At 52.8% G+C, this 18,617-nt stretch carries 13 protein-coding genes; 9 read left to right on the top strand and 4 right to left on the bottom strand.

Annotated elements, in window-relative coordinates:
- Positions 1-451 precede the first annotated feature (451 nt).
- The 4 genes from F557_RS0117235 to F557_RS0117205 all read left to right on the top strand — a co-directional run bounded on the left by F557_RS0117235 (position 452) and on the right by F557_RS0117205 (position 7,341).
- Positions 452-1,966, top strand: coding sequence for a hypothetical protein (locus tag F557_RS0117235; protein ID WP_019003455.1), 1,515 nt, complete (start codon positions 452-454; stop codon positions 1,964-1,966).
- A 410-nt stretch (positions 1,967-2,376) separates the two neighbouring features.
- Entirely contained in the window at positions 2,377-3,891 is a 1,515-nt protein-coding gene (locus F557_RS0117220) for a hypothetical protein (RefSeq protein WP_157617952.1), read from the top strand.
- Between the two features lie 131 nt (positions 3,892-4,022).
- Complete coding sequence (locus tag F557_RS0117215; RefSeq protein WP_019003451.1) at positions 4,023-5,540, top strand: hypothetical protein; 1,518 nt, start codon at positions 4,023-4,025, stop codon at positions 5,538-5,540.
- 280 nt (positions 5,541-5,820) lie between these two features.
- Complete coding sequence (locus F557_RS0117205) at positions 5,821-7,341, top strand: hypothetical protein (protein WP_019003449.1); 1,521 nt, start codon at positions 5,821-5,823, stop codon at positions 7,339-7,341.
- Between the two features lie 138 nt (positions 7,342-7,479).
- Here F557_RS0117205 and F557_RS0117195 read toward each other — a convergent pair whose 3' ends face one another.
- The gene (locus tag F557_RS0117195) at positions 7,480-8,226 is read right to left on the bottom strand and encodes an amino acid ABC transporter ATP-binding protein (protein ID WP_019003447.1); all 747 of its coding nucleotides are present in this window, start codon (positions 8,224-8,226) and stop codon (positions 7,480-7,482) included.
- Positions 8,216-9,739, bottom strand: coding sequence for an ABC transporter substrate-binding protein/permease (locus F557_RS0117190; protein ID WP_019003446.1), 1,524 nt, complete (start codon positions 9,737-9,739; stop codon positions 8,216-8,218). Before F557_RS0117190 ends, F557_RS0117195 begins: the two co-directional genes overlap by 11 nt.
- 358 nt (positions 9,740-10,097) lie before the next feature.
- On the opposite strand from F557_RS0117190, the gene F557_RS0117175 reads away from it, so the two are divergent.
- A complete protein-coding gene (locus F557_RS0117175) occupies positions 10,098-10,319 on the top strand; it encodes a hypothetical protein (RefSeq protein WP_157617951.1) in 222 nt (73 codons plus the stop codon).
- A gap of 42 nt (positions 10,320-10,361) precedes the next feature.
- Here the strand turns inward: F557_RS0117175 and F557_RS21600 are convergent, their stop codons facing one another.
- Together F557_RS21600 and F557_RS0117155 are read right to left on the bottom strand one after the other, a co-directional pair.
- A complete protein-coding gene (locus tag F557_RS21600; RefSeq protein WP_245539428.1) occupies positions 10,362-10,868 on the bottom strand; it encodes a type II secretion system protein in 507 nt (168 codons plus the stop codon).
- A gap of 534 nt (positions 10,869-11,402) precedes the next feature.
- Positions 11,403-13,448, bottom strand: a complete 2,046-nt coding sequence (locus F557_RS0117155; protein ID WP_019003441.1) for an AAA family ATPase — start codon at positions 13,446-13,448, stop codon at positions 11,403-11,405.
- Between the two features lie 324 nt (positions 13,449-13,772).
- On the opposite strand from F557_RS0117155, the gene traC reads away from it, so the two are divergent.
- The 4 genes from traC (at position 13,773) to F557_RS0117135 (ending at position 18,558) form a co-directional block, all read left to right on the top strand.
- On the top strand, positions 13,773-16,247 hold the full coding sequence (traC, locus tag F557_RS0117150; protein WP_019003440.1) for a type IV secretion system protein TraC: 2,475 nt from the start codon (positions 13,773-13,775) through the stop codon (positions 16,245-16,247).
- Positions 16,244-16,867 (top strand): hypothetical protein, encoded by a 624-nt coding sequence (locus F557_RS0117145; RefSeq protein ID WP_019003439.1) that lies wholly within the window; start codon positions 16,244-16,246, stop codon positions 16,865-16,867. Before traC ends, F557_RS0117145 begins: the two co-directional genes overlap by 4 nt.
- A gap of 101 nt (positions 16,868-16,968) precedes the next feature.
- Complete coding sequence (locus F557_RS0117140) at positions 16,969-17,436, top strand: hypothetical protein (protein WP_157617950.1); 468 nt, start codon at positions 16,969-16,971, stop codon at positions 17,434-17,436.
- Positions 17,437-17,520: 84 nt separating this feature from the next.
- Positions 17,521-18,558, top strand: coding sequence for a TraU family protein (locus tag F557_RS0117135; protein ID WP_169335231.1), 1,038 nt, complete (start codon positions 17,521-17,523; stop codon positions 18,556-18,558).
- The last annotated feature ends 59 nt before the right edge of the window (positions 18,559-18,617 follow it).

The following is an 18,617-nucleotide window of genomic DNA, read 5'->3' as shown; positions in this document are numbered from 1 at the left end:
GCATCCTGAACATCTTTATTGACGGTCTTGACAGTTATGCGAGACAGCTGAATCTCCGGCCTTTAAATAATGCCTGATGACTTTTTACCGGGGTAATCCCCCGCTGGCGGTTATTCCGGCTGTGAGCCGGATTTACCCCTGGGAACCTCGGGAAAGAGGCATAAATAGTCTGGGCCTGTACCGGGCTGGAAGTGATGCCCTGTTTTTCTGTGCTCCCGTTATCAGTCTCTGCGAGTTTGTATAGCAGTCTTTGGTAATACCGGAAAACGGGGGCCGGACTTGTACTAATGACAGTATCATCTGTCCGGAAATTTCAGCATTTTTACCAGCTGATGAGACTGTCAGGACGATTGTTGGCTGTATAATCAGGGTATCCGGTTCTCATTTTTCTTTGGCAGCCTCCGCTGTTTCAGAGCACTCGGGTTTTTGTCACCTCCACAGGAACTCTCGTATGAAACTTTTTCCTCCTTCTCCCTGTCCCTATTGCTCCGGCAGCATGTTTTTCCATATCGAAAAACGCAGTCTGATCTGCGAGTCCTGTTCCATGAAGCTTTCCCCTGAGGACTATGTACGGGCCGCCAAAGCCAGGAAGAGAAGGAAGACAGATCCGGACAAAGAAGCTAAAGCTTTCCAGAATGCTATGGAGGGGCTTCTGGGTGGTAATGGAAGTGCCGCTTTTTGCTGCTCCTGCGGAAAAGCCGTTTCGAATTCTGACCGTTCCGGAGAGCCCCGCGATCATCACTCCTGCGGCTTCCATCCTCTTTATTCGGAGCAGTTCCGGAAACAGGGATTCCCCGATCTGATTCTGCCGTTCGAGAAGGACGAGAAATCATTTATGACGGTTTTCAGGAAAAGGGCGCGGGAAAAGCTGTTTGTTCCAGACGCCTTTCTACGGGAGGCCCGGCCGGAGAATCTCAGAGCGGTGTATGTTCCCTTCTGGGTATTCGATGCCAGTATCGAAGGCGATCTTTACTATACAGCAGAAACGGTGCGGCCGCTTTATGCGGATGTCCAGGCTCACACTCTGTATCAGTGTTCCGCCTCCGGATCGCAGAGATATGCCGGTGTGCCCCAGAACGCCTCTTCCCGGTTTGGGGATCGGATGGCAAAGATTATGATGCCGTTTAATGCTGCCGTAGCCCGCCCGTTCCATCCGGCATGGATTTCCGGGCTGTATACCCAGGACTGCGATATTAAAGCCGCTGAAGCCTACCGGAAGTTCAAAATGCAGATAACCGATTCCTTTGACCGTTTTCTGGGCGAGCCTGCGAGTTACCACGCCATCAGATATGATACCCGCAGCTATACGGTAAAGCCGCTTGGTGTCAGGTATGCGCTTTTTCCTTTCTGGACAATGGATCTGGTCTGGAGGGGCAGATCCTACAGTTTTGTGATGAACGGCCAGACCGGAAAATGCTATGGAGAATTTCCGGAAAGCATCATGAGACCTCTGGTATGTCATCTTTCCCTGGGGTTCCTTTCGGGATCACTGGGGATGCTGGCGGCGATTCCTTTCAGAACAGATCCTATGACAGTTGTTCTGCTGGTAATGATTTTCCTTCTGACGGCGGTCTTTATCCGGTATGCCGCTCTCCGGTTTCTTTTTCGTACCAATATCACGTCCGCTTTGTCTGCAGCGGTGTCAGTGGGACTGGGGTGCTATCTCATCAGCCAGTCCGGGCCGCTGTACAGGATTATTCCGGTCGGAGCAGTAGTAATGCTATTTTTTGTATACCTGTTTCTCATGGTTGCAGCAGGGCAGCTGATCAGAAGCCAGCTACTCAGGAAGGAAATAATCCGGGTACCGGAGACCGGCTGCGATGACTGTGCTGTCAGTTCAGACAATAATGTCATCTCCCGGAACAGAAGGGAGTTTTATTCTGAAAATTCCTATGCGCCCAGTGTTCTGCAATCATTCACGGCCGCTAACCCGGATCCGTATGCTCCTGAAAACAGAGATTCCTGATCTGCCTGGCGCTCGAAGATGCCCGTTCTGGCAGATGTCCGGAGTTTTCCGGAATACTGGTGTTTCCCGGGGCCGGATATGCTGCTTGGAGAATGCTCTGGACGTAACGGACAGTTTTCGGAAGAACGGGACTGAAATTTCCGGAATAGCTGCTATGATTACGGGCTGCTGCGGCAGTATGTTTTACCGGACTTCTGTACGGATCCCTGTCTAGGATCCTGTTCCATGAGGACGGCTCCTGAGGCGTATTACCGGTTGATGGCTTCCCATTTTCACGCGATCTCTCCGTCTTTTATACGGGGGATTATTGAGTATAATGTCCCTGATATCCTGCGGAAAACCGCTCTTGCAGGGACTCAGGCGAATGATGCTGAGATACGGATAGCTCTTGCTCTCAAGGTGTTTATGAAATGAAACTCTTCCTTCCTGTCAGGTGTCCCTATTGTTCAGGCAGTATGGTTTACCGCATTACGTCCCGGAGCCTTGTCTGCGAATCCTGCTCTGTGAAGCTTTCTCCCGGGGAACTGGAAAAGGCAGCTGCTTCAAAAATACGGCACGATAATCATCATGATTCCGCTTCTGATAATGACGTTTCCCCGGAAGATGAGGCTTTAACAGGGATTACCGGCGGTTTTGGCAGTACTGCTGTCTGTCCCGCCTGCGGAGGCAGTCTTGCGGTTTCCGGAAAACCCCGGCCGCTTTCCGTCTGTCCCGAATGCGGGGTTGCGGCTCCCTGGTCCGCCAGCTTTCTGGCATCCGGGCTTCCGGATATTGTCCTGCCGTTTGAAAAGGATAAAAACGCATTTCTGGCCGCATTGCGTAACCGGGCCCGGGATAAAATCTTTGTTCCGGAACGTTTTTTGCGGAAGCTTGCGAAGGCGGATCTGAGAGCTGTTTATCTTCCATTCTGGATCAGTAATGTGGATGTTTCAGGCGCGGCATTGTATCTGGGGGAAAAGGTGCGCCCCCATATCGGTGATAAGTGGATTCACGAGGTGTATGAGTGCCATGCCGAAGGAGCCCGGAACTATGCTGCGGTACCGCAGAATGCCAGCCGGGATATCAGCGACCAGACTGCCAGGATACTGGAGCCTTTTGATTTTTCAAAATCCTGTCCTTTTAGTCCGGCACTTCTGGCCGGCCTTTATGGCGGGGACTGCGACCGGAATGCCTGTAAATGCTTTAAAAGTACGGGTGAACGGGCAGCCGGATCTTTTGAGAATTTTCTCCTGCAGCCTGAAAATTTTCAGTTTCTCAAAATTGAAAAACTGGTTTCCAGTCCTGTCCCTGCTGCAATGACCTACGCACTTCTGCCGTTCTGGATTGCGGATGTGGCATGGGATGACCATCCCTATCGTTTTGTGATGAATGGTCAGACCGGGAAACTTACCGGCAACTATCCGGTCAGCCACGGGAGATTTGTGCTCTGCGAACTCAGCACCTGGCTTTTGTCCGGAGCCGGAGCTCTGGAGCTTTTCGGAATTTACCGGCATGAACGGGGAATGCTGTTTCTCATGCTGTTGCTGCTTTTTACTGCCACAGCAGGATTTTTTCGGGTCGTCTCTGTAAGATACCTCTTTTTCGGAAAAACGGCATCGCTGATATCATCTGCGGTGATGGCCGGAATTGCTGTTTTTCTGATTGCGGATGCTTTCTGGCTGTTCCGCAGCTATCCTGCAGTGCTGGTTGTTTTTGGTCTGGTGTGCTATCTGCTGGCCGGCATGTGGTGCGGTATCATTCTCGCCGGCAGTTTTGTAGGAGCTGATATTCCCGTCATTCGCAGAGAATGCGACTACTGCGAAAATAAAGCCGGCAGCGTTGCCGGTTTTCGCGATAACCGGCTTCTCTATACCCGGAAGCATCCGAATGAAAGTCTGATCGGGGGCCGGGACGGCGGACCGGGGCGAACCCCGGGAAGATTCTGAGGCCGCCTGGGGAATGAGTTTCCGGCACGGGCAAAATTTCTGTTCAATGTGAGGCCTTCCCGGCAGATACTATTTCAGAAGAGGAATATACTTCTTCTGTCCCGTGTATTCATTTTCTGAGGGAATCCCTTATGAACTATTCGGATCAGGCCCGGTGCCCGTCCTGTTCGGGCAGCATGATTTTTAATATCGGAGCGCAGAAGCTGGTCTGCAGTTCCTGTTCCAGAATGCTGTCTCCGGACGAGTATGAGCTTATCATTGCCGAGAAGAAACAGAAGGGTGTTTCTGATGAAGCCGTCTCCGGGGCCAGACCAAATGTGGATGAAAACGACGGGTTTGCCAGTCTGAACCGCTCCTATACCTGCAGCTCCTGCGGCGGCGAAATCAATCCCGGAGCTTTGGGTGCCGCGGATTTCTGTCCTTTTTGCGGCAATGCCATTGTCTTTACCGATAAGTACCGGGAGCAGCGGATGCCGGATTTCATTCTGCCGTTTATCCGGGAGAAGTCGTACTTTATTGCAAATTTCAGAAAACGGGCCCGTACAAAATATTTTGTGCCGGACAGCTTTATCCGGGAGGCCGTGCCGGAAAACGTCAGGGCCACCTATGTGCCGTTCTGGCTTTATGACGTTAAAGTTTCCGGAGAGGCGGACTACCAGGCTGAAAAGGTGGAGTGCCGGGGCGGCGGGAGATACTCTAATTATGAACATCTGGTATATCAGGGACATACCGCCGGAAGTCAGAAATATCTCCATGTGCCGCAGGACGGCAGCTCCAATGTGGATGACCGGATATCCCAGGCGCTGGAACCGTACCCGGTAGAGGCAGCGCAGCCCTTCAGCTTCGCCTGGCTCTCCGGTCTTAACGCCATTATCTACAACATGGATTCTCAGGACAGCTACGTCAGCATAAGACGCCGGGTTACCGCCTCCTTTGACGAGTTTCTGAGTGATGCTAAAAATTTCACCTACACCAGAATCGATCGCCGGGATTACAAGATGGAGCCTCTGAAGGTCAGCTATGCCCTGTTTCCCATCTGGACAATGGACCTGGTCTGGAAGAAAAGAAAATTCCGCTTTGCCATGAACGGCCAGACCGGAAAAAGCGCCGAGGAGTTTCCCGTAAGCTGGATGAAGTTTTACAGCTGTCAGCTGACCAGCTGGTTTATGGCCTCCTGTTTCTGGATGTGGCTGGCTCTGGTGCTGATCCCTGAAAAAGTCACGGATGCCAGAGTGCCGGGGGTCTTTGCGGTATTTATGCTATTACTGAGCGCTGTCTTTGTACGGTATGTTTCCGTGAGGTATCTCTTTACCAGAAACCTGAATTCCTGGCTTTCTGCCCTGACAATGCTCGGCTGCTCGGCCTATCTGATGTCGCTGTGCCTGGACGATTTTCAGAACCGATTCCGGGACTGGTTCATTTTTGTTCTGGTGCTGGCGGGCTTTGTTTCCGGAGTTATTTTTACTTCGGGCTGGATGCTTCAGATCATTAAAAAGGATAATGCCATGGAATTCCGGAGAGACAGCAAAGATTATGTCAGCACGGCGGACGACATTGTTTCCTCCAAAGAGAGGAAGCTTCTTTACAAAAAGAGTACCGGCTCTGATGACAGCCTGATCCTTCAGAAAAAGAAACAGGGCCGGTTTTAGTTTCCGGAATGCGGCGTACCCGATCGGATTCCTCTGGCGGCAGGATGCGGATCGGTTAGCTGAGGGCTGGACAGCAACAGGGACGGGGAATCCTGGGGCAGGGATCGCATACCTTATTGGTAAGTCCCTGCTTCTGGAACTCCTGATGGTCCAAAAAACGGCAAATATCCTCCGGCGCTGTCAGGATATTCCGCTGATATGAGGCTTTGCCCGCAGATGCTCATTCCGAAAAGGAATATACTTCCGTTCTCCCGTGTATTTATTTCCCGAGGAATCCTCTATGAATTATTCGGATCATGCCCGGTGCCCGTCCTGTTCGGGCAGCATGATTTTTAATATCGGAGCGCAGAAGCTGGTCTGCAGTTCCTGTTCCAGAATGCTGTCTCCGGACGAGTATGAGCTTATCATTGCCGAGAAGAAACAGAAGGGCGTTTCTGATGAAGCCGTCTCCGGGGCCAGACCAAATGTGGATGAAAACGACGGGTTTGCCAGTCTGAACCGCTCCTATACCTGCAGCTCCTGCGGCGGCGAAATCAATCCCGGAGCTCTGGGTGCCGCGGATTTCTGTCCTTTTTGCGGCAATGCCATTGTCTTTACCGATAAGTACCGGGAGCAGCGGATGCCGGATTTCATTCTGCCGTTTATCCGGGAGAAGTCGTACTTTATTGCAAATTTCAGAAAACGGGCCCGCACAAAATATTTTGTGCCGGACGGCTTTATCCGGGAGGCCGTGCCGGAAAACGTCAGGGCCACCTATGTGCCGTTCTGGCTTTATGACGTTAAAGTTTCCGGAGAGGCGGACTACCAGGCTGAAAAGGTGGAGTGCCGGGGCTTCGGGAAATACTCTAGTTATGAGCATCTGGTATATCAGGGACATACCGCCGGAAGTCAGAAATATCTCCATGTGCCGCAGGACGGCAGCTCCAATGTGGATGACCGGATATCCCAGGCGCTGGAACCGTACCCGGTAGAGGCAGCGCAGCCCTTCAGCTTCGCCTGGCTCTCCGGTCTTAATGCCACTATCTACAATATGGATTCTCATGACAGCTATGTCAGCATAAGACGCCGGGTTACCGCCTCCTTTGACGCGTTTCTGAGTGATGCTAAAAATTTCACCTACACCAGAATCGATCGCCGGGATTATAAGATGGAGCCCCTGAAGGTCAGCTATGCTCTGTTTCCCATCTGGACTATGGATCTGGTCTGGAATAATGTTAAATTCCGCTTTGCCATGAACGGCCAGACCGGAAAAAGCGCCGAGGAGTTCCCCATAAGCTGGGGGAAGTTTTTCACCTGTCAGCTGAGCAGCTGGTTTATGGCCTCCTCTTTCGGGCTGTGGCTGGCTCTGATTCTGCTCCCTGAAAAAGGCAGCGGTGGCAAAGAGATGGGGGACTTTATGTCACTGATGTTTTTCCTGAGCGCCGTCTTTGTGCGGTTCGTTTCCGTGAAGTATCTTTTTACCAGAAACCTGAACTCCTGTCTGTCCTGCCTGGCCATGCTTGCCTGTTCGGCATGTCTGATTTCGCTGTGCCTGGAGGATGATTATTACAAATCCCGGGGCCGCTTCATTTTTGATATGCTGATGGTACTGGCGGTATTTGTTTTCGGGGTTATTTCCACCTCGATCTGGACGCTCCATGTTATCAAAAAGGATAATGCCATGGAATTCCGGCGCGAGAGCAATGATTATGTCAGCGCTATGGACAACACTGTTTCTTCCAAAGACAGAAAGCTCCTCTACAGGAAGAGCAGCAAGTCCAGAGACAGTCTGATCCTTAAGCAGAAGCAGGGCTGGTTTTAGTTTCCGCAATGCGGAGTACCGGACCGGATTCTCGTCTGGCGGCAGGCTGCCTGCGGACCGGTTAACTGAGGGCTGGACAGCAAAAAGGCCGGGGCAGTTTTTATGCCGTCCGGCCTTACTGTTTCGGACACTCCTGCTTCAGGAGGAAATTTTGCTCAGAAACTCCCGGAGCCGGGGATCCCGGGGATTATCGAATACCTCATCGGGAGTTCCCTGCTCCTGAATCCCCTGATTGTCAAAAAACAGTACTCTGTTTGATACCTTGCGGGCGAATTTCATTTCGTGGGTAACCACCGCCATGGTCATGCCTTCCTCAGCCAGCTCCTTCATCATGCCCAGCACTTCACCCACCATTTCCGGATCCAGGGCGCTGGTAGGTTCATCAAAAAGTACCAGAGCGGGCTTCATGGCAATGGTCCGGATTATGGATACCCGCTGCTGCTGACCGCCGGAAAGCTGAGCGGGATACTTGTCGGCATGTCCGGCAAGATCAAACCTTTCCAGCATTTTCAGGGCCAGGTTTTCAGCCTCCTTCTGGGTGCAGAGCCTGTGCAGCACCGGCGCCAGAGTGATGTTCTGCTTTACGGTGAGATTCCGGAACAGGTTGAACTGCTGAAAAACCATCCCGATTCGGGGAATGATATCCATAAGGCGGTTTGGCGGCAGGGCGGTAAGCTCCTGGTTTTCAAAAAATATTTTTCCGGAGGTGGGCCTTTCCAGCAGATTCAGCATTCTGATAAAGGTGGACTTGCCGCAACCGGAGGGCCCGATGATAGCGATGACATCTCCCCTGGAGATAGTGAGGGAGATGTTTTTCAGGACCTCGTTGGAGCCGTAGGATTTAGAGATGCCGTCAATCTGCATCACAATGCCGTTATCTTTCATTCTTTTTCAGACTCCTTTCCATACGGGATACGCCGGCAGACAGAGTGCCGATAATGGCCAGGTATATCAGAGCCACGGCCAGGAGCGGCAGGAAGGCTTCAAAGGTGGTGTTTCTGATTACCACGCCGCCTCTGGTGAGATCCATAAGCCCGATATAGCCGCAGATGGAGGTTTCCTTGATAAGCGAAATGCCCTCGTTGGCCAGCGCCGGAAGTACATTCTTGAAGGCCTGGGGGAGCACAATATGCTTCATGATGGTAAAAGGCCGGAGCCCCAGAGCATGCCCTGCCTCAAACTGGCCTTCAGGAATTGCCTGGATGCCGGAACGGATAATTTCGGTGGTGTAGGCCATGGAGTTGATGCCAAAGGCCACAATGGCTACCAGAATCTTGTCAATATCCACGGCTGCGAATATCACATAATAGATGATCAGCAGCTGCACCATTACCGGAGTGCCTCTGATGATGTTCACAAAAAGCCTGATTATCAGGCTGGGAATGGCAAAACGGCCGGTCCGGTGGTTCATGACCCTGATGGTGGCCATGACTGTTCCTCCCATAAGACCGATCAGGGCGGCAAATACCGAAATCAGGATAGTAACACCGAGCCCCTTGGCCAGAAGCTGCCAGCGATCCTCCTTTATGAAGTTGTTGTACAGACGGTCCGTAAAGGTCAGATCCCGGGCAGCAGCGGCAGCGGCCGCAGGGATGATTACCATGATTCTGGTGGTGCAGATGTCATGGGTAAAGTTAATGACTTTTGCCCGTTCCTCGGTTTTTGAGAAGCCTGAAAATCCTGCATGAACCTTGCCGGAGCTTACGGCGTTGATGATGCTGTCAAATTCCATGCTTTCAATTTTCAGGGGCATGTGGAGGCGGTCGGCAATAATGGCTGCCATTTCCATTTCGATGCCGGTGATCTGGCCGTCCTTGTAGAATTCATAAGGCGGAAAATCCGGACTGGTGGCGATAACGAGCTCCGGCTGGCCTTCCCAGGAGGACGGAGTGTAGTGAAAGTTTCCGGTTCCGTTAACGAAGGTATCATAAAGCTGATCGTAAACGCCTTCCCGGCTCATGTCGTCAATGATGGCATTGAACTTTGTCAGCAGCTCTTCCTGATTTTTCGGGAGAATGGCGGCGTAGGATTCGGTCTGAAAGGGCGTGTCGAGAAGCCGCAGGTTCGGATTGTCTTCCACAAATCTTCTGGCCGGGAGTTCATCTGTAAGCACCGCGTCCAGCTTGCCCTGGTTCAGGGCGGCCACCGCGTCCGGAGTGCTGTTAAAGCGTTCTGCCAGCGGACATTCATGCTTTTTCAGGTAATCGTTAATGGCCAGCTCCGTGGTGGTGCCGATCTGAACGCCGATACGGGCCTGGCAGAGATCTTCTACGGTCGTGATTTCCCGGGTTTCCGTTTCGGAACTGCAGCCCGGGAGAGTCAGGACGGCAAGAACAGTAAGGAGGAGGCCGGCTGCGCTATGAAAGTGCTGCCGGCTGCCTGGTTTCATAAATTTCATATAGGGGAACCGTGTGTTCTTAAGAGGTTGCAACTAAAACGCGACAATTATACTCCTTCATACCGCGGAATTCCTTTCGGGGAATGCGGAATTGGGACACAGGGAGGATATCAAAAGAAGGAGAAACAGGATATCCGGAAAGAAAAATGACAGGTCAGAAACGGAAATGCACTGAGGCATTCTGCTGCCGCGGCTATAACGCCGGATATAGATTTGTATGCAATAAACCGGCATGCCGGAAAATCTCAGGGTAACAAGTCTCCAGATAAGACATATGGTTTAAAGCCCCGGACCTGCTTCTGCTGTCTTAAGCTGCGGAGGCAGAATAGTTTCCCGGATGCCGGAATTTCCTGAAATAGTGACGTACGGTGAACTGAAAGGCAGTGAAGGACAGTCCTGCCGGGAATGGAAAGCCGCGGCTCTTTATTTGCCACTGCCGCCGATTACGAAAAATCAGGAAATACCGGTGATGAGTCCGGTTCAAAGCCTTGCCGCAATGCCTTTGGTGTTTGTATATGCCTGTCAGGACTGCTTCAGCACTTTGGGCTTTCTGGCTGGAAGGTGTGTCCAGACCGGGTGAGAAAAAGGCCCTTCATAAAGACGGGCCGTTTGAGGGGGCGTGCTAGCAGCCGGAAATTTCGGAACTTATAATGACTTCGCTCTTATTTTTGTTAACTTTGTGGGTAATGCGGCAGTTCTGGCACAGGTTACTGTATGCGGTTCTTACATTTTCCGGGGCTGGATCAATGCCGGCATCCCGGATGCAGTAGTGAGCCACCCTGTAATCACCTTCATCATCGTACCTAATTCCAATCCAGTCTGCATTGTAGACACAATACATAGAGCATTCATTAACAGGTTTATCTAACAGTTCAAAAAAAGCGTCATATGGGTCAATATGTCCATACCAGGTGCTAACAGGTACATCGGAACCCATATCAACACTCGAATTATTCCACGAGAGTTTTTCCTGGCCCTGCATAACAGCTTTGGCGTAAACCATCTCATCAAAAGATTTCAGAGCCGCTTCCAGCCCTTTCAGAGAGACGGCTTTTGCATCACTCTGAAGATCCATGAATTTCGGAGCGGCAACAGCAGCAAGGATGCCAGGAATAACGATAACGACGATAAGTTCAATGAGGGTGAAACCCCGGGAGGAATTATTTTCATGACGGGAATTGCCTTAAAAAACAGAAACAAAACCCTTCGGAGTATATATATGGGCCTGAACGCAAGTATGATAAACAAGTACCCCTCAGTTTCAGAATCATTACTGAACCGGAGAACCTGCCTCCCGTCAGCGTATGGGAAAGCATACTCCGGCCGCACCAGGGGGTATCACTGAACTCCGTCCTCTGGAGTGCTATGTTCCCTGAGATCCCTGATGAACTCTTCCAGGGCTCCCCGGCGCTCACGCATGCTCTGAACCTTCCTATCCGCGGCATTCTTCCTTGCTCGGTATCGTTGAACATCTGACTGCGTTCTTTAAAACGTCTTCTGTTCAGAGTCTGATCCTGCGGCACTGTACCCTGATTATCTCCGCTAAATTCCGAAACGTCCAGTATCAGGCTGATTTTAACAAATGCCTCAGAGTTCCGTTATGGAGCCATTTCAGTCCGCCTGCCGCTTTTTCAGGAAGACCTGCGATCCGGCTCCGGTTCTTTCAGACCTCTTTCAGAATGAATTTTCCGTAGGCAAAGATAATTACATATTTGTGAAGGTCGGGAATCTGGCTTAATCTGTCGTCGGTAACATAAAAATTAAGCTGCTTCACCGCTCTGTCATAAAGGGCCTTTATCGTTTTTACCCTGGTTTCCTGTCCTGATCTGGTATCTCGCTGATACTTGAACTCAAAAATATAGCTGGGACCGCATCCGGTATTCAGTGCCACCAGATCCGCCCGGCCTTTTTTGATATTCACCGTGCGTTTTCTGCTGTCTGCGGTTTCCAGTCCGATTCTGGCCAGGGCCATTTCAAAGGATTCTTCAGAAGCTGCGGAATCCTGGCCTGGTGCTGACTTCCTGTCAGGGTGCTCCCGGGGCGCGTCTTCGGTATCGATTTCTCCGTATTCGTCATCACTGAGCCCGTCGCTGAACACATACTCCTGATTATGCCTGATGCTGTATTCCCTGGTAAGCTCAAATGACGATCCGGCCAGCATGGTGAGAGCGACATATACCGTGAGGACGAGCTGATCTTCGCCTTCCCGGGAGCAGGAGGTTTTTACAAAGGCTCCGGCGATGGATTGCAGCATGTCGGACAGGCATTTGATACTGTTCCTTCTGGAAAGCTCTCCGATACCCCATTTTTCAGCACTGATTCCGGAAAACACTGCCGGATACCGGGAAAGCCGGTACTGGGAGAACAGCGTCCGGTAATACTGGTTGGGAATTTTAAGATAGGTCATTCCGTCCTGGTAGCCGGTAACGGTTTTTCTGGCCTCGTCAGTGCTCATAATGGTCAGAAAGCCCAGATGGTACAGCAGGGTGGCCCCGGCTCTGGCATCAAGCCTGGAGCCCTGGGCGGTGATTTTAAGGGAGCCGGCCAGCCCGGGAATCCCCAGATAGCCCTCGTTTGCGGAATGGTTTTCCGGATCCGTGTCCAGTCTGGCGAGAATGCTGTTTAGTTCCTTAGCATCCACAAGACTCAGGTAGCCGGAAAACTTTTCAAAATCTATGTCATTTCCGGATTCGGTCTGGAGGAGGGGCAGCCTTTGGTATTCGTCCCTGATGAGATTGCTGACAAAGCTCAGACACAGGGCAGGATTGTAAACGGAGTTCCGGGCGATTCCCGAAAACCGGTACCCGTCATAGCGTTTCTTCATTTCGTTTCTGAGAGCATCCGGAGAAAAACGGCATTTCTCAAAATCCACAGTTTCTCTTAAAAGCTCTGCTACGTCCTCGCCGGTGAATCCGGCCATGGCATTGAATTTGGGATCGTCATGGATTTTATCGTATACAAATCCGGACAGGGAGGTGTCCAGGGTGATGGGAAGGACGCCGGTGATAAAAATACGGTCAATTAAGCCAGTCTGATTAAATAATCGGAGAACCTGATAAAATTTCCCAACATCTCCTTCCTTCCTGGCAATTTCGGCAAAGGCTCCCGCATCCCGGCTTAAAATGTCATTGGTAAAATTGTCGTATTCGTCAATAATTACCATAATCCTGCGCGGAAAACCTCCCAGATAGTTCAGAAATTTTTTTAACAGTGCTGAACTCTCCGGGAATTGCTGTTTATTACAGTAATAATCTGTAACATATTCCTTCAGATTAACTTTTCTGTCGTGAGGAATAGTTTCCATGATTTTATGCGGTATTAAATCAGGATAGCGGGCAAAGAAATCTGAAATACCGATAATGACATTTTCAAGAAAGGAGTTTAATGTTCCTGGCACCCCATTATTTGTTGCCACGCCGGAAAAATCGAATTTGACAGCGTGGTAGCTGCTTTTTCTGGGGGTGGGATGGGATTCGATATAGGTATTTCTGAAGATTCCGGAGCTTTCTTCCTTCAGTGCCGCGTCATAGTAGTATTTCAGGAGCTCGGCAAACATGGTTTTTCCGAAGCGCCGGGGTCTTAAAAATAAGGATACCTTTGACTTGCCCTGTTCGTATGTTTCAATAAACCCGGTCTTGTCAATAAAGACATAGCCTTCATTAACGATAACCGGAAGCACTGTTTGCGAGGTGGGAAGATTTTTTAGCATTTACCGTTCCTCTTAGCTCATCCTCAGACGTCAGGACTGATTTTCGCACAAAGTGCGTTAAAAGTCAGGACTGCGCTGTGCAATACCGGAGACGGAGTCCATTTTGCGGAAAGGTGCGGAATTATTCCGTGATTTTGACGTTTGCACTTCTGATACAGGACTGTCTCTTTATTCAATGACTGTTCTAAGAGCCGTTATACGATCTTGTGCGCGGGCAGGGCGTTAAGGCTTATTTCACGGTGTTCTGAAAATTTCCTCCTACAATGATCCCTGTTTGACAGCCGCGTCAGGCGGTTCATGAATAACAGGAGATAGCAGAGAACCATGTCAGGAGATTATACGGCAAGACTCAGCACGGTGTATCCGGTGCTGGCCTATGATGCCGAAAATGCGCTTTTTCTTATCAGCGGAAGCAGAACGTCCGATCTGGGCTTTGGATTTGTATCATCTCCGCTGTGCGGCAGTGACGAGAGCATAAGCGACCGGCTGGAGGTGTTTCTGAACTCTGATTTTCCGGAAAATACCCGAGTACAGTTTTCTCTGGTGGCTTCACCGGCCGTTCAGGAACTTCTGGCGGAAAATGCCGCCACGGCCGTGTCCCTTCCCCCGGAATGCTTTCTGAGACGCATTATTGAAAACAAGAATGAGTTTCTGAAAAGGGGAACCCGCACTCCGCTCCCCCGCATGGCCTCTCCCGTCCGGAACTATCTTCTGATTGTCACGGTCAGCATTCCCGTTTCAGGCATCTGTCCCGACGCTGCCGCTATTGCGGAGGTTTCCCGGCTTCGGGTTTCGCTGGAGGAGGTGCTTAAAACGGCCGGTATCCGGGCAAATCCGCTTTCCGCCGGGGCGTTTCTGGAGACTCTGACCCCGTTCTTCAATATGAGTCCCGAGTCTTCCTGGACTGCGGGCGGCCCTCCGGCGGTAAATCCCGAACTCCTGCTTTGCGACCAGCTACTGGACTTTGATTCCGGAATAAAGGTTTTTCAGGATCATCTGGAAGCGGGCGGCTACTATGTAAATACCTTCTCCGTAAAGAGATACCCCGATTTCGTGTTCTTCGGACAGGCCCGCCGCTATCAGGCGGATCTCCTTACAGGAACCCGGGGAATCAGGGTTCCTTTCATCATGACCGGCACTATCCTGGCAGGTTCAGCCCGGAAACTGCGTTCCGGACTTAATGCCAGAAGACAGTGGGCGGTGAATCAGGCCTGCGGGCCCCTGATGAAGTTTATGCCCCGGCTGGCAGTAAAGAAGCGCGGCCTCGACCTTATCTGCGGGGAGATGGATAACGGCTCCCGGCCGCTCAGACTGTGCCTCAGTCTTATTACCTTTGCCAGAGATGAAGCCGAGGCTGTCAGCGTCAGATCCCAGGTGCGCACCTACTACCGCGAAAACGGCTTTGAGCTGATTCCCGACCGCTATGTCTGCCTGCCGGTATTTCTTAATGCTCTTCCTTTCGGCGCTGATTACGAAGCGGCCCGGGGGCTCATGCGCTACCGAACCTTTACCGCCCGGGAGATCCTGCCCCTGCTGCCGCTGTTCGGAGACAGCCCCGGTACCGGCCAGAGCGTTCTCAACCTGATTTCCCGGAGCGGCCAGCTGATGAACCTTTCCCTGTATGATTCCGCCACTAATTACAATCTTTGCATTGCGGCCCAGTCGGGGTCCGGAAAGAGCTTTCTGGTAAACGAGCTTCTGGTCAGCTTTCTGGCCCGGGGCGCTGTCTGCTATGTCATTGATGTGGGGCGTTCCTACGAAAAGCTGGCGGAATTCCTGGAAGGCACCTTTCTTTCCTTTGGCCTCGGTTCCGGAGTTTCTCTGAATCCCTTCTGCTGTGTTCGCAGCTATGACGAGGAGGCAGACATGCTTAACGGACTTCTGGCCGCCATGCTGGCTCCTACCGAAAAGCTTACGGATTTTCAGGGGGCTGCCCTGAAGAGAATCCTCCGGGAGCTTTTCAGGAAGCACGGGACGGCGCTTTCCCTGGATCTTCTGGCAGATGAGCTGAATGCCTCGCCGGACCAGCGCATCCGGGATCTGGGAACGCAGCTCTTTCCGTTTACCTCCGGAGGAGAGTACGGACGGTTTTTTGCGGGCAGCAACAGTCTGGCGTTTTCCGGCAGCCTTACCGTGCTGGAGCTGGAAGAGCTTAAAGGGCGGAAGCACCTCCAGCAGGTGGTGCTGCTCCAGCTGATTTACCAGATCCAGCAGGACATGTATCTGGGGGAGCGGGATCGCCCGAAAATCCTGATCATTGACGAGGCCTGGGATCTTCTGCGGGACGGGGATACTTCCAGCTTCATCGAAACCGGCTACCGGCGTTTCCGGAAGTACGGGGGGGCAGCGGTAACCGTCACTCAGTCCGTAAACGATCTCTATGAATCTCCGGCGGGGATGGCAATCATGGAAAACAGTGCCCATATGTACCTCATGGGACAGAAGGCGGAAACCGTGGACGGTCTCCGGGAGCATTCCCGCCTGCCCCTGACTCCGGGGGGCTACGATCTCCTCAAGTCAGTGCATACCGAGCCCGGAGCCTATTCGGAGATTTTTGTGATAAGCGGCGGGGGTGCGGCTATTGGGAGACTGGTGGTGGACCCTTTCCGGCAGCTTCTCTATTCCACAAGAGCCCAGGATGTAACTGCCATAAACGCCTACCGGAAAGCGGGAATGTCTCTGACAGCTGCTGTTAACGCCGTGCTCCGGGATCGTGAGGAGGCTGCCAGTGGCAGGGAATCCCGCGCTCCTGAAAACCAGCCGGGAAACAGCGGTACGGCACCGGGAGCGCCGGCATGATATCCGGGACGGAAGGAAAATCTAAAGCCCTGCTAAAAGGCGCTCTTTCTGCACTGGTATTTATTTCGGGCATGCTGGCGGCGGCAATGGCAGCTCTGGACTGGCGCATCGGGGCGGATTTTCAGGAACGCACCTGTATCGGACGGGTGTTCCTTTTTCAGAAACGCGATGTGCTCCCGTATCTTACTGTTTCGCCGCAGGATTTCCGGAACAGTCTGCTGGCGGTGGAGCTGTCCCGGGACTGGTTTGGTTTCCGGAAGGGGACTTTGCTGCTTAAGGAGGCCGGCGGGGTTTCGGGAGATCTCATACGGTTTTCGGATCAGGGCCTCTGTCTTGAGGCGCCAGGCTCCGGAAGCTGCCGGCTTCTTCCGGCGATTCCTCAAAAATGGCAGCGAGTTCTTTCCAGGGGCTTCTTTAAGAGAGGGGCCCAGATGAACATGAACGGGCTTCCGGCCGTGCCGGCAGATACGGTGCCGGCTCCTTTCCGGCAAGCCTTTCCTGTTCCCGAAAACTCCATTTTTCTTAATGGCTTCCGGGAGGAGGCGCTGGATTCCCGGATTCTGGGGCCGTTCCCTCTCTCAGGGGCCGCAGCGGTCTACCGGGCGGTACGGATTTTCTAGCAGCCATGATCAGGAACAGCAGAGGAAACCCGGGGCCTGGGGCGATCGCAGAGAGGACTGAGAATGAAAATATGGAGTGTGCGGGACCAGCCGTACCATTTTTGCGCTGCAGATTTCTGCTGGCGGCTTTTCTGCTGCTTTCGGGGCCTCCGCTATGGGGGAGTTCCGGTGCTCCCGGGGAATCCGGAGGCCCTCTGCCAGAAAACGGTTTTTTCCAGTCCGGGAAGGATGGAGCGGAGACCGGGGCGGGCCCCGGCGGTCTTTCGGATGCCGGGAAGCCTTTTAAGGCCGGCCAGCTACCGGATTTCCGGAACTTTGCCGCCGGGATGCAGTTAAGGATCCGGACAAATCTTCCCGGCGTGCGGGAACATCTTTCGGAGGATCTTTCCCGGATAGTCTCCAGGATTTCCGGAGGCCGGATTCCTGACTTCAATGCCGTTTATAACAGTGTTCCTCCGGAGACTTTCGGGCCGTCCGGGGATTCCGGAGCTCCTGCGCGGGAACCGGAAACTGTGCGCTCCCGGAGAATACGGCAAATTTCCGGCTGGGATTCCGGGGATCCGGATTAGCAGCTTCAGGGAGAGCGGGCTGAACTGAAAAGGATGGGGAAAGAGATAGTGAGAACGGATGGAATGAGGAGAAAGGGATATCTCATGAGACACAATATTATTGCTGAAGCAGCCTTTATGCTTCTGGCGGCAGTTTCAGCATCTGCCGGTGCCGGGGAACGCGACGTGTTTTCAGGAATCGGGTGTCCCCGGGTAAATATTCTGGGGCAGGTTCTGTCTGATCTCCCCTGGTCCGAGACCCTGCCGGTTTATCTGGGCGGCACCACCGTCGGCAGGGGGAGCTCCCCCGTTCCCGAAAATGCCTCCCGGAGAAAGGTATGCGGCTGCCGGGATGCTCTTGGGGGCATGAACTACGGTGTGGTCATGGGAATGTGGGAGCCCGCCTTTCTTGTGGAATTCACCAGAAAGCCGGGATGCTTTCCGGTGCTGGGGACGGAGATTCCCGTGCCGGAAAACACTCTGGGCTCTCTGGGATCGGGTCTTGATGCCGGCGCGGACATTTCCTTTATGCATGTCCACCTGTATTCCTTTCCGCTGTTTACGATGCTGAATCTTTTCACTGATCTGAACTGCGGCCGGAGCGAGTATCTGGATATGGATCTTCTTTATGCCTCGGAGCTGGATCCCGTATGGCAGTCAGAGCTCCGGGCGCTTCAGGAGGTTCCGGAATCCCGGCTGACTGCCAGTGCCGCCGGGGTGTCCTCCTGTGGCGAGGATGCCATGGCGGCCTATAACGGGAAGGTTAGTAATGCGCTTCCGCACTGCGCCGGCGCCTGGGGCTATCTCTATCCTCTTACCGGCTGGACCGGAACCTCCGGCGGCACTTCTGAAAACACCTCTCTGCTGACAGCCCGGGTTTTGACACTGCTCCACCGGCGGGGGCTTCTCCGGAATACCATGGGGGATCAGGCCCTCTGTGCCGGAGAGCATTCCCTGACTCTCGATAAATCGCTTTACCGCTTCAGTATGCTTTATCCCGTGCCGGAGTCCGGACGTGCGCATTTCTGGGGGGAACCGGTCACGTCCTGGCAGGGTGATATGAGAGTTCCGCCCGGCAGCCATGAAGCGGTGTATGTGGTGTGGCGCTACCGGAACTGCTGCCTCGGGGCCGGAGGAAGCTGATGGCAATCTCTCTGGGAAATGCGGAGGGCGCGGGAACAGGGAAGAAAGGGAATGAAACG

The organism is Succinimonas amylolytica DSM 2873 (genome assembly GCF_000378405.1).
GTDB classification, from domain to species: domain Bacteria; phylum Pseudomonadota; class Gammaproteobacteria; order Enterobacterales; family Succinivibrionaceae; genus Succinimonas; species Succinimonas amylolytica.
Note: the sequence above shows the minus strand (reverse complement) of the source record. Positions and strands in the feature narration are given on the sequence as shown.

Coding starts and splice junctions, on each gene's coding strand:
- F557_RS0117235 (WP_019003455.1), top strand. CDS start 452: ATGAAACTTTTTCCTCCTTCTCCCTGTCCCTATTGCTCCGGCAGCATG.
- F557_RS0117220 (WP_157617952.1), top strand. CDS start 2,377: ATGAAACTCTTCCTTCCTGTCAGGTGTCCCTATTGTTCAGGCAGTATG.
- F557_RS0117215 (WP_019003451.1), top strand. CDS start 4,023: ATGAACTATTCGGATCAGGCCCGGTGCCCGTCCTGTTCGGGCAGCATG.
- F557_RS0117205 (WP_019003449.1), top strand. CDS start 5,821: ATGAATTATTCGGATCATGCCCGGTGCCCGTCCTGTTCGGGCAGCATG.
- F557_RS0117195 (WP_019003447.1), bottom strand. CDS start 8,226: ATGAAAGATAACGGCATTGTGATGCAGATTGACGGCATCTCTAAATCC.
- F557_RS0117190 (WP_019003446.1), bottom strand. CDS start 9,739: ATGAAATTTATGAAACCAGGCAGCCGGCAGCACTTTCATAGCGCAGCC.
- F557_RS0117155 (WP_019003441.1), bottom strand. CDS start 13,448: ATGCTAAAAAATCTTCCCACCTCGCAAACAGTGCTTCCGGTTATCGTT.
- traC (WP_019003440.1), top strand. CDS start 13,773: ATGTCAGGAGATTATACGGCAAGACTCAGCACGGTGTATCCGGTGCTG.
- F557_RS0117145 (WP_019003439.1), top strand. CDS start 16,244: ATGATATCCGGGACGGAAGGAAAATCTAAAGCCCTGCTAAAAGGCGCT.
- F557_RS0117135 (WP_169335231.1), top strand. CDS start 17,521: ATGAGACACAATATTATTGCTGAAGCAGCCTTTATGCTTCTGGCGGCA.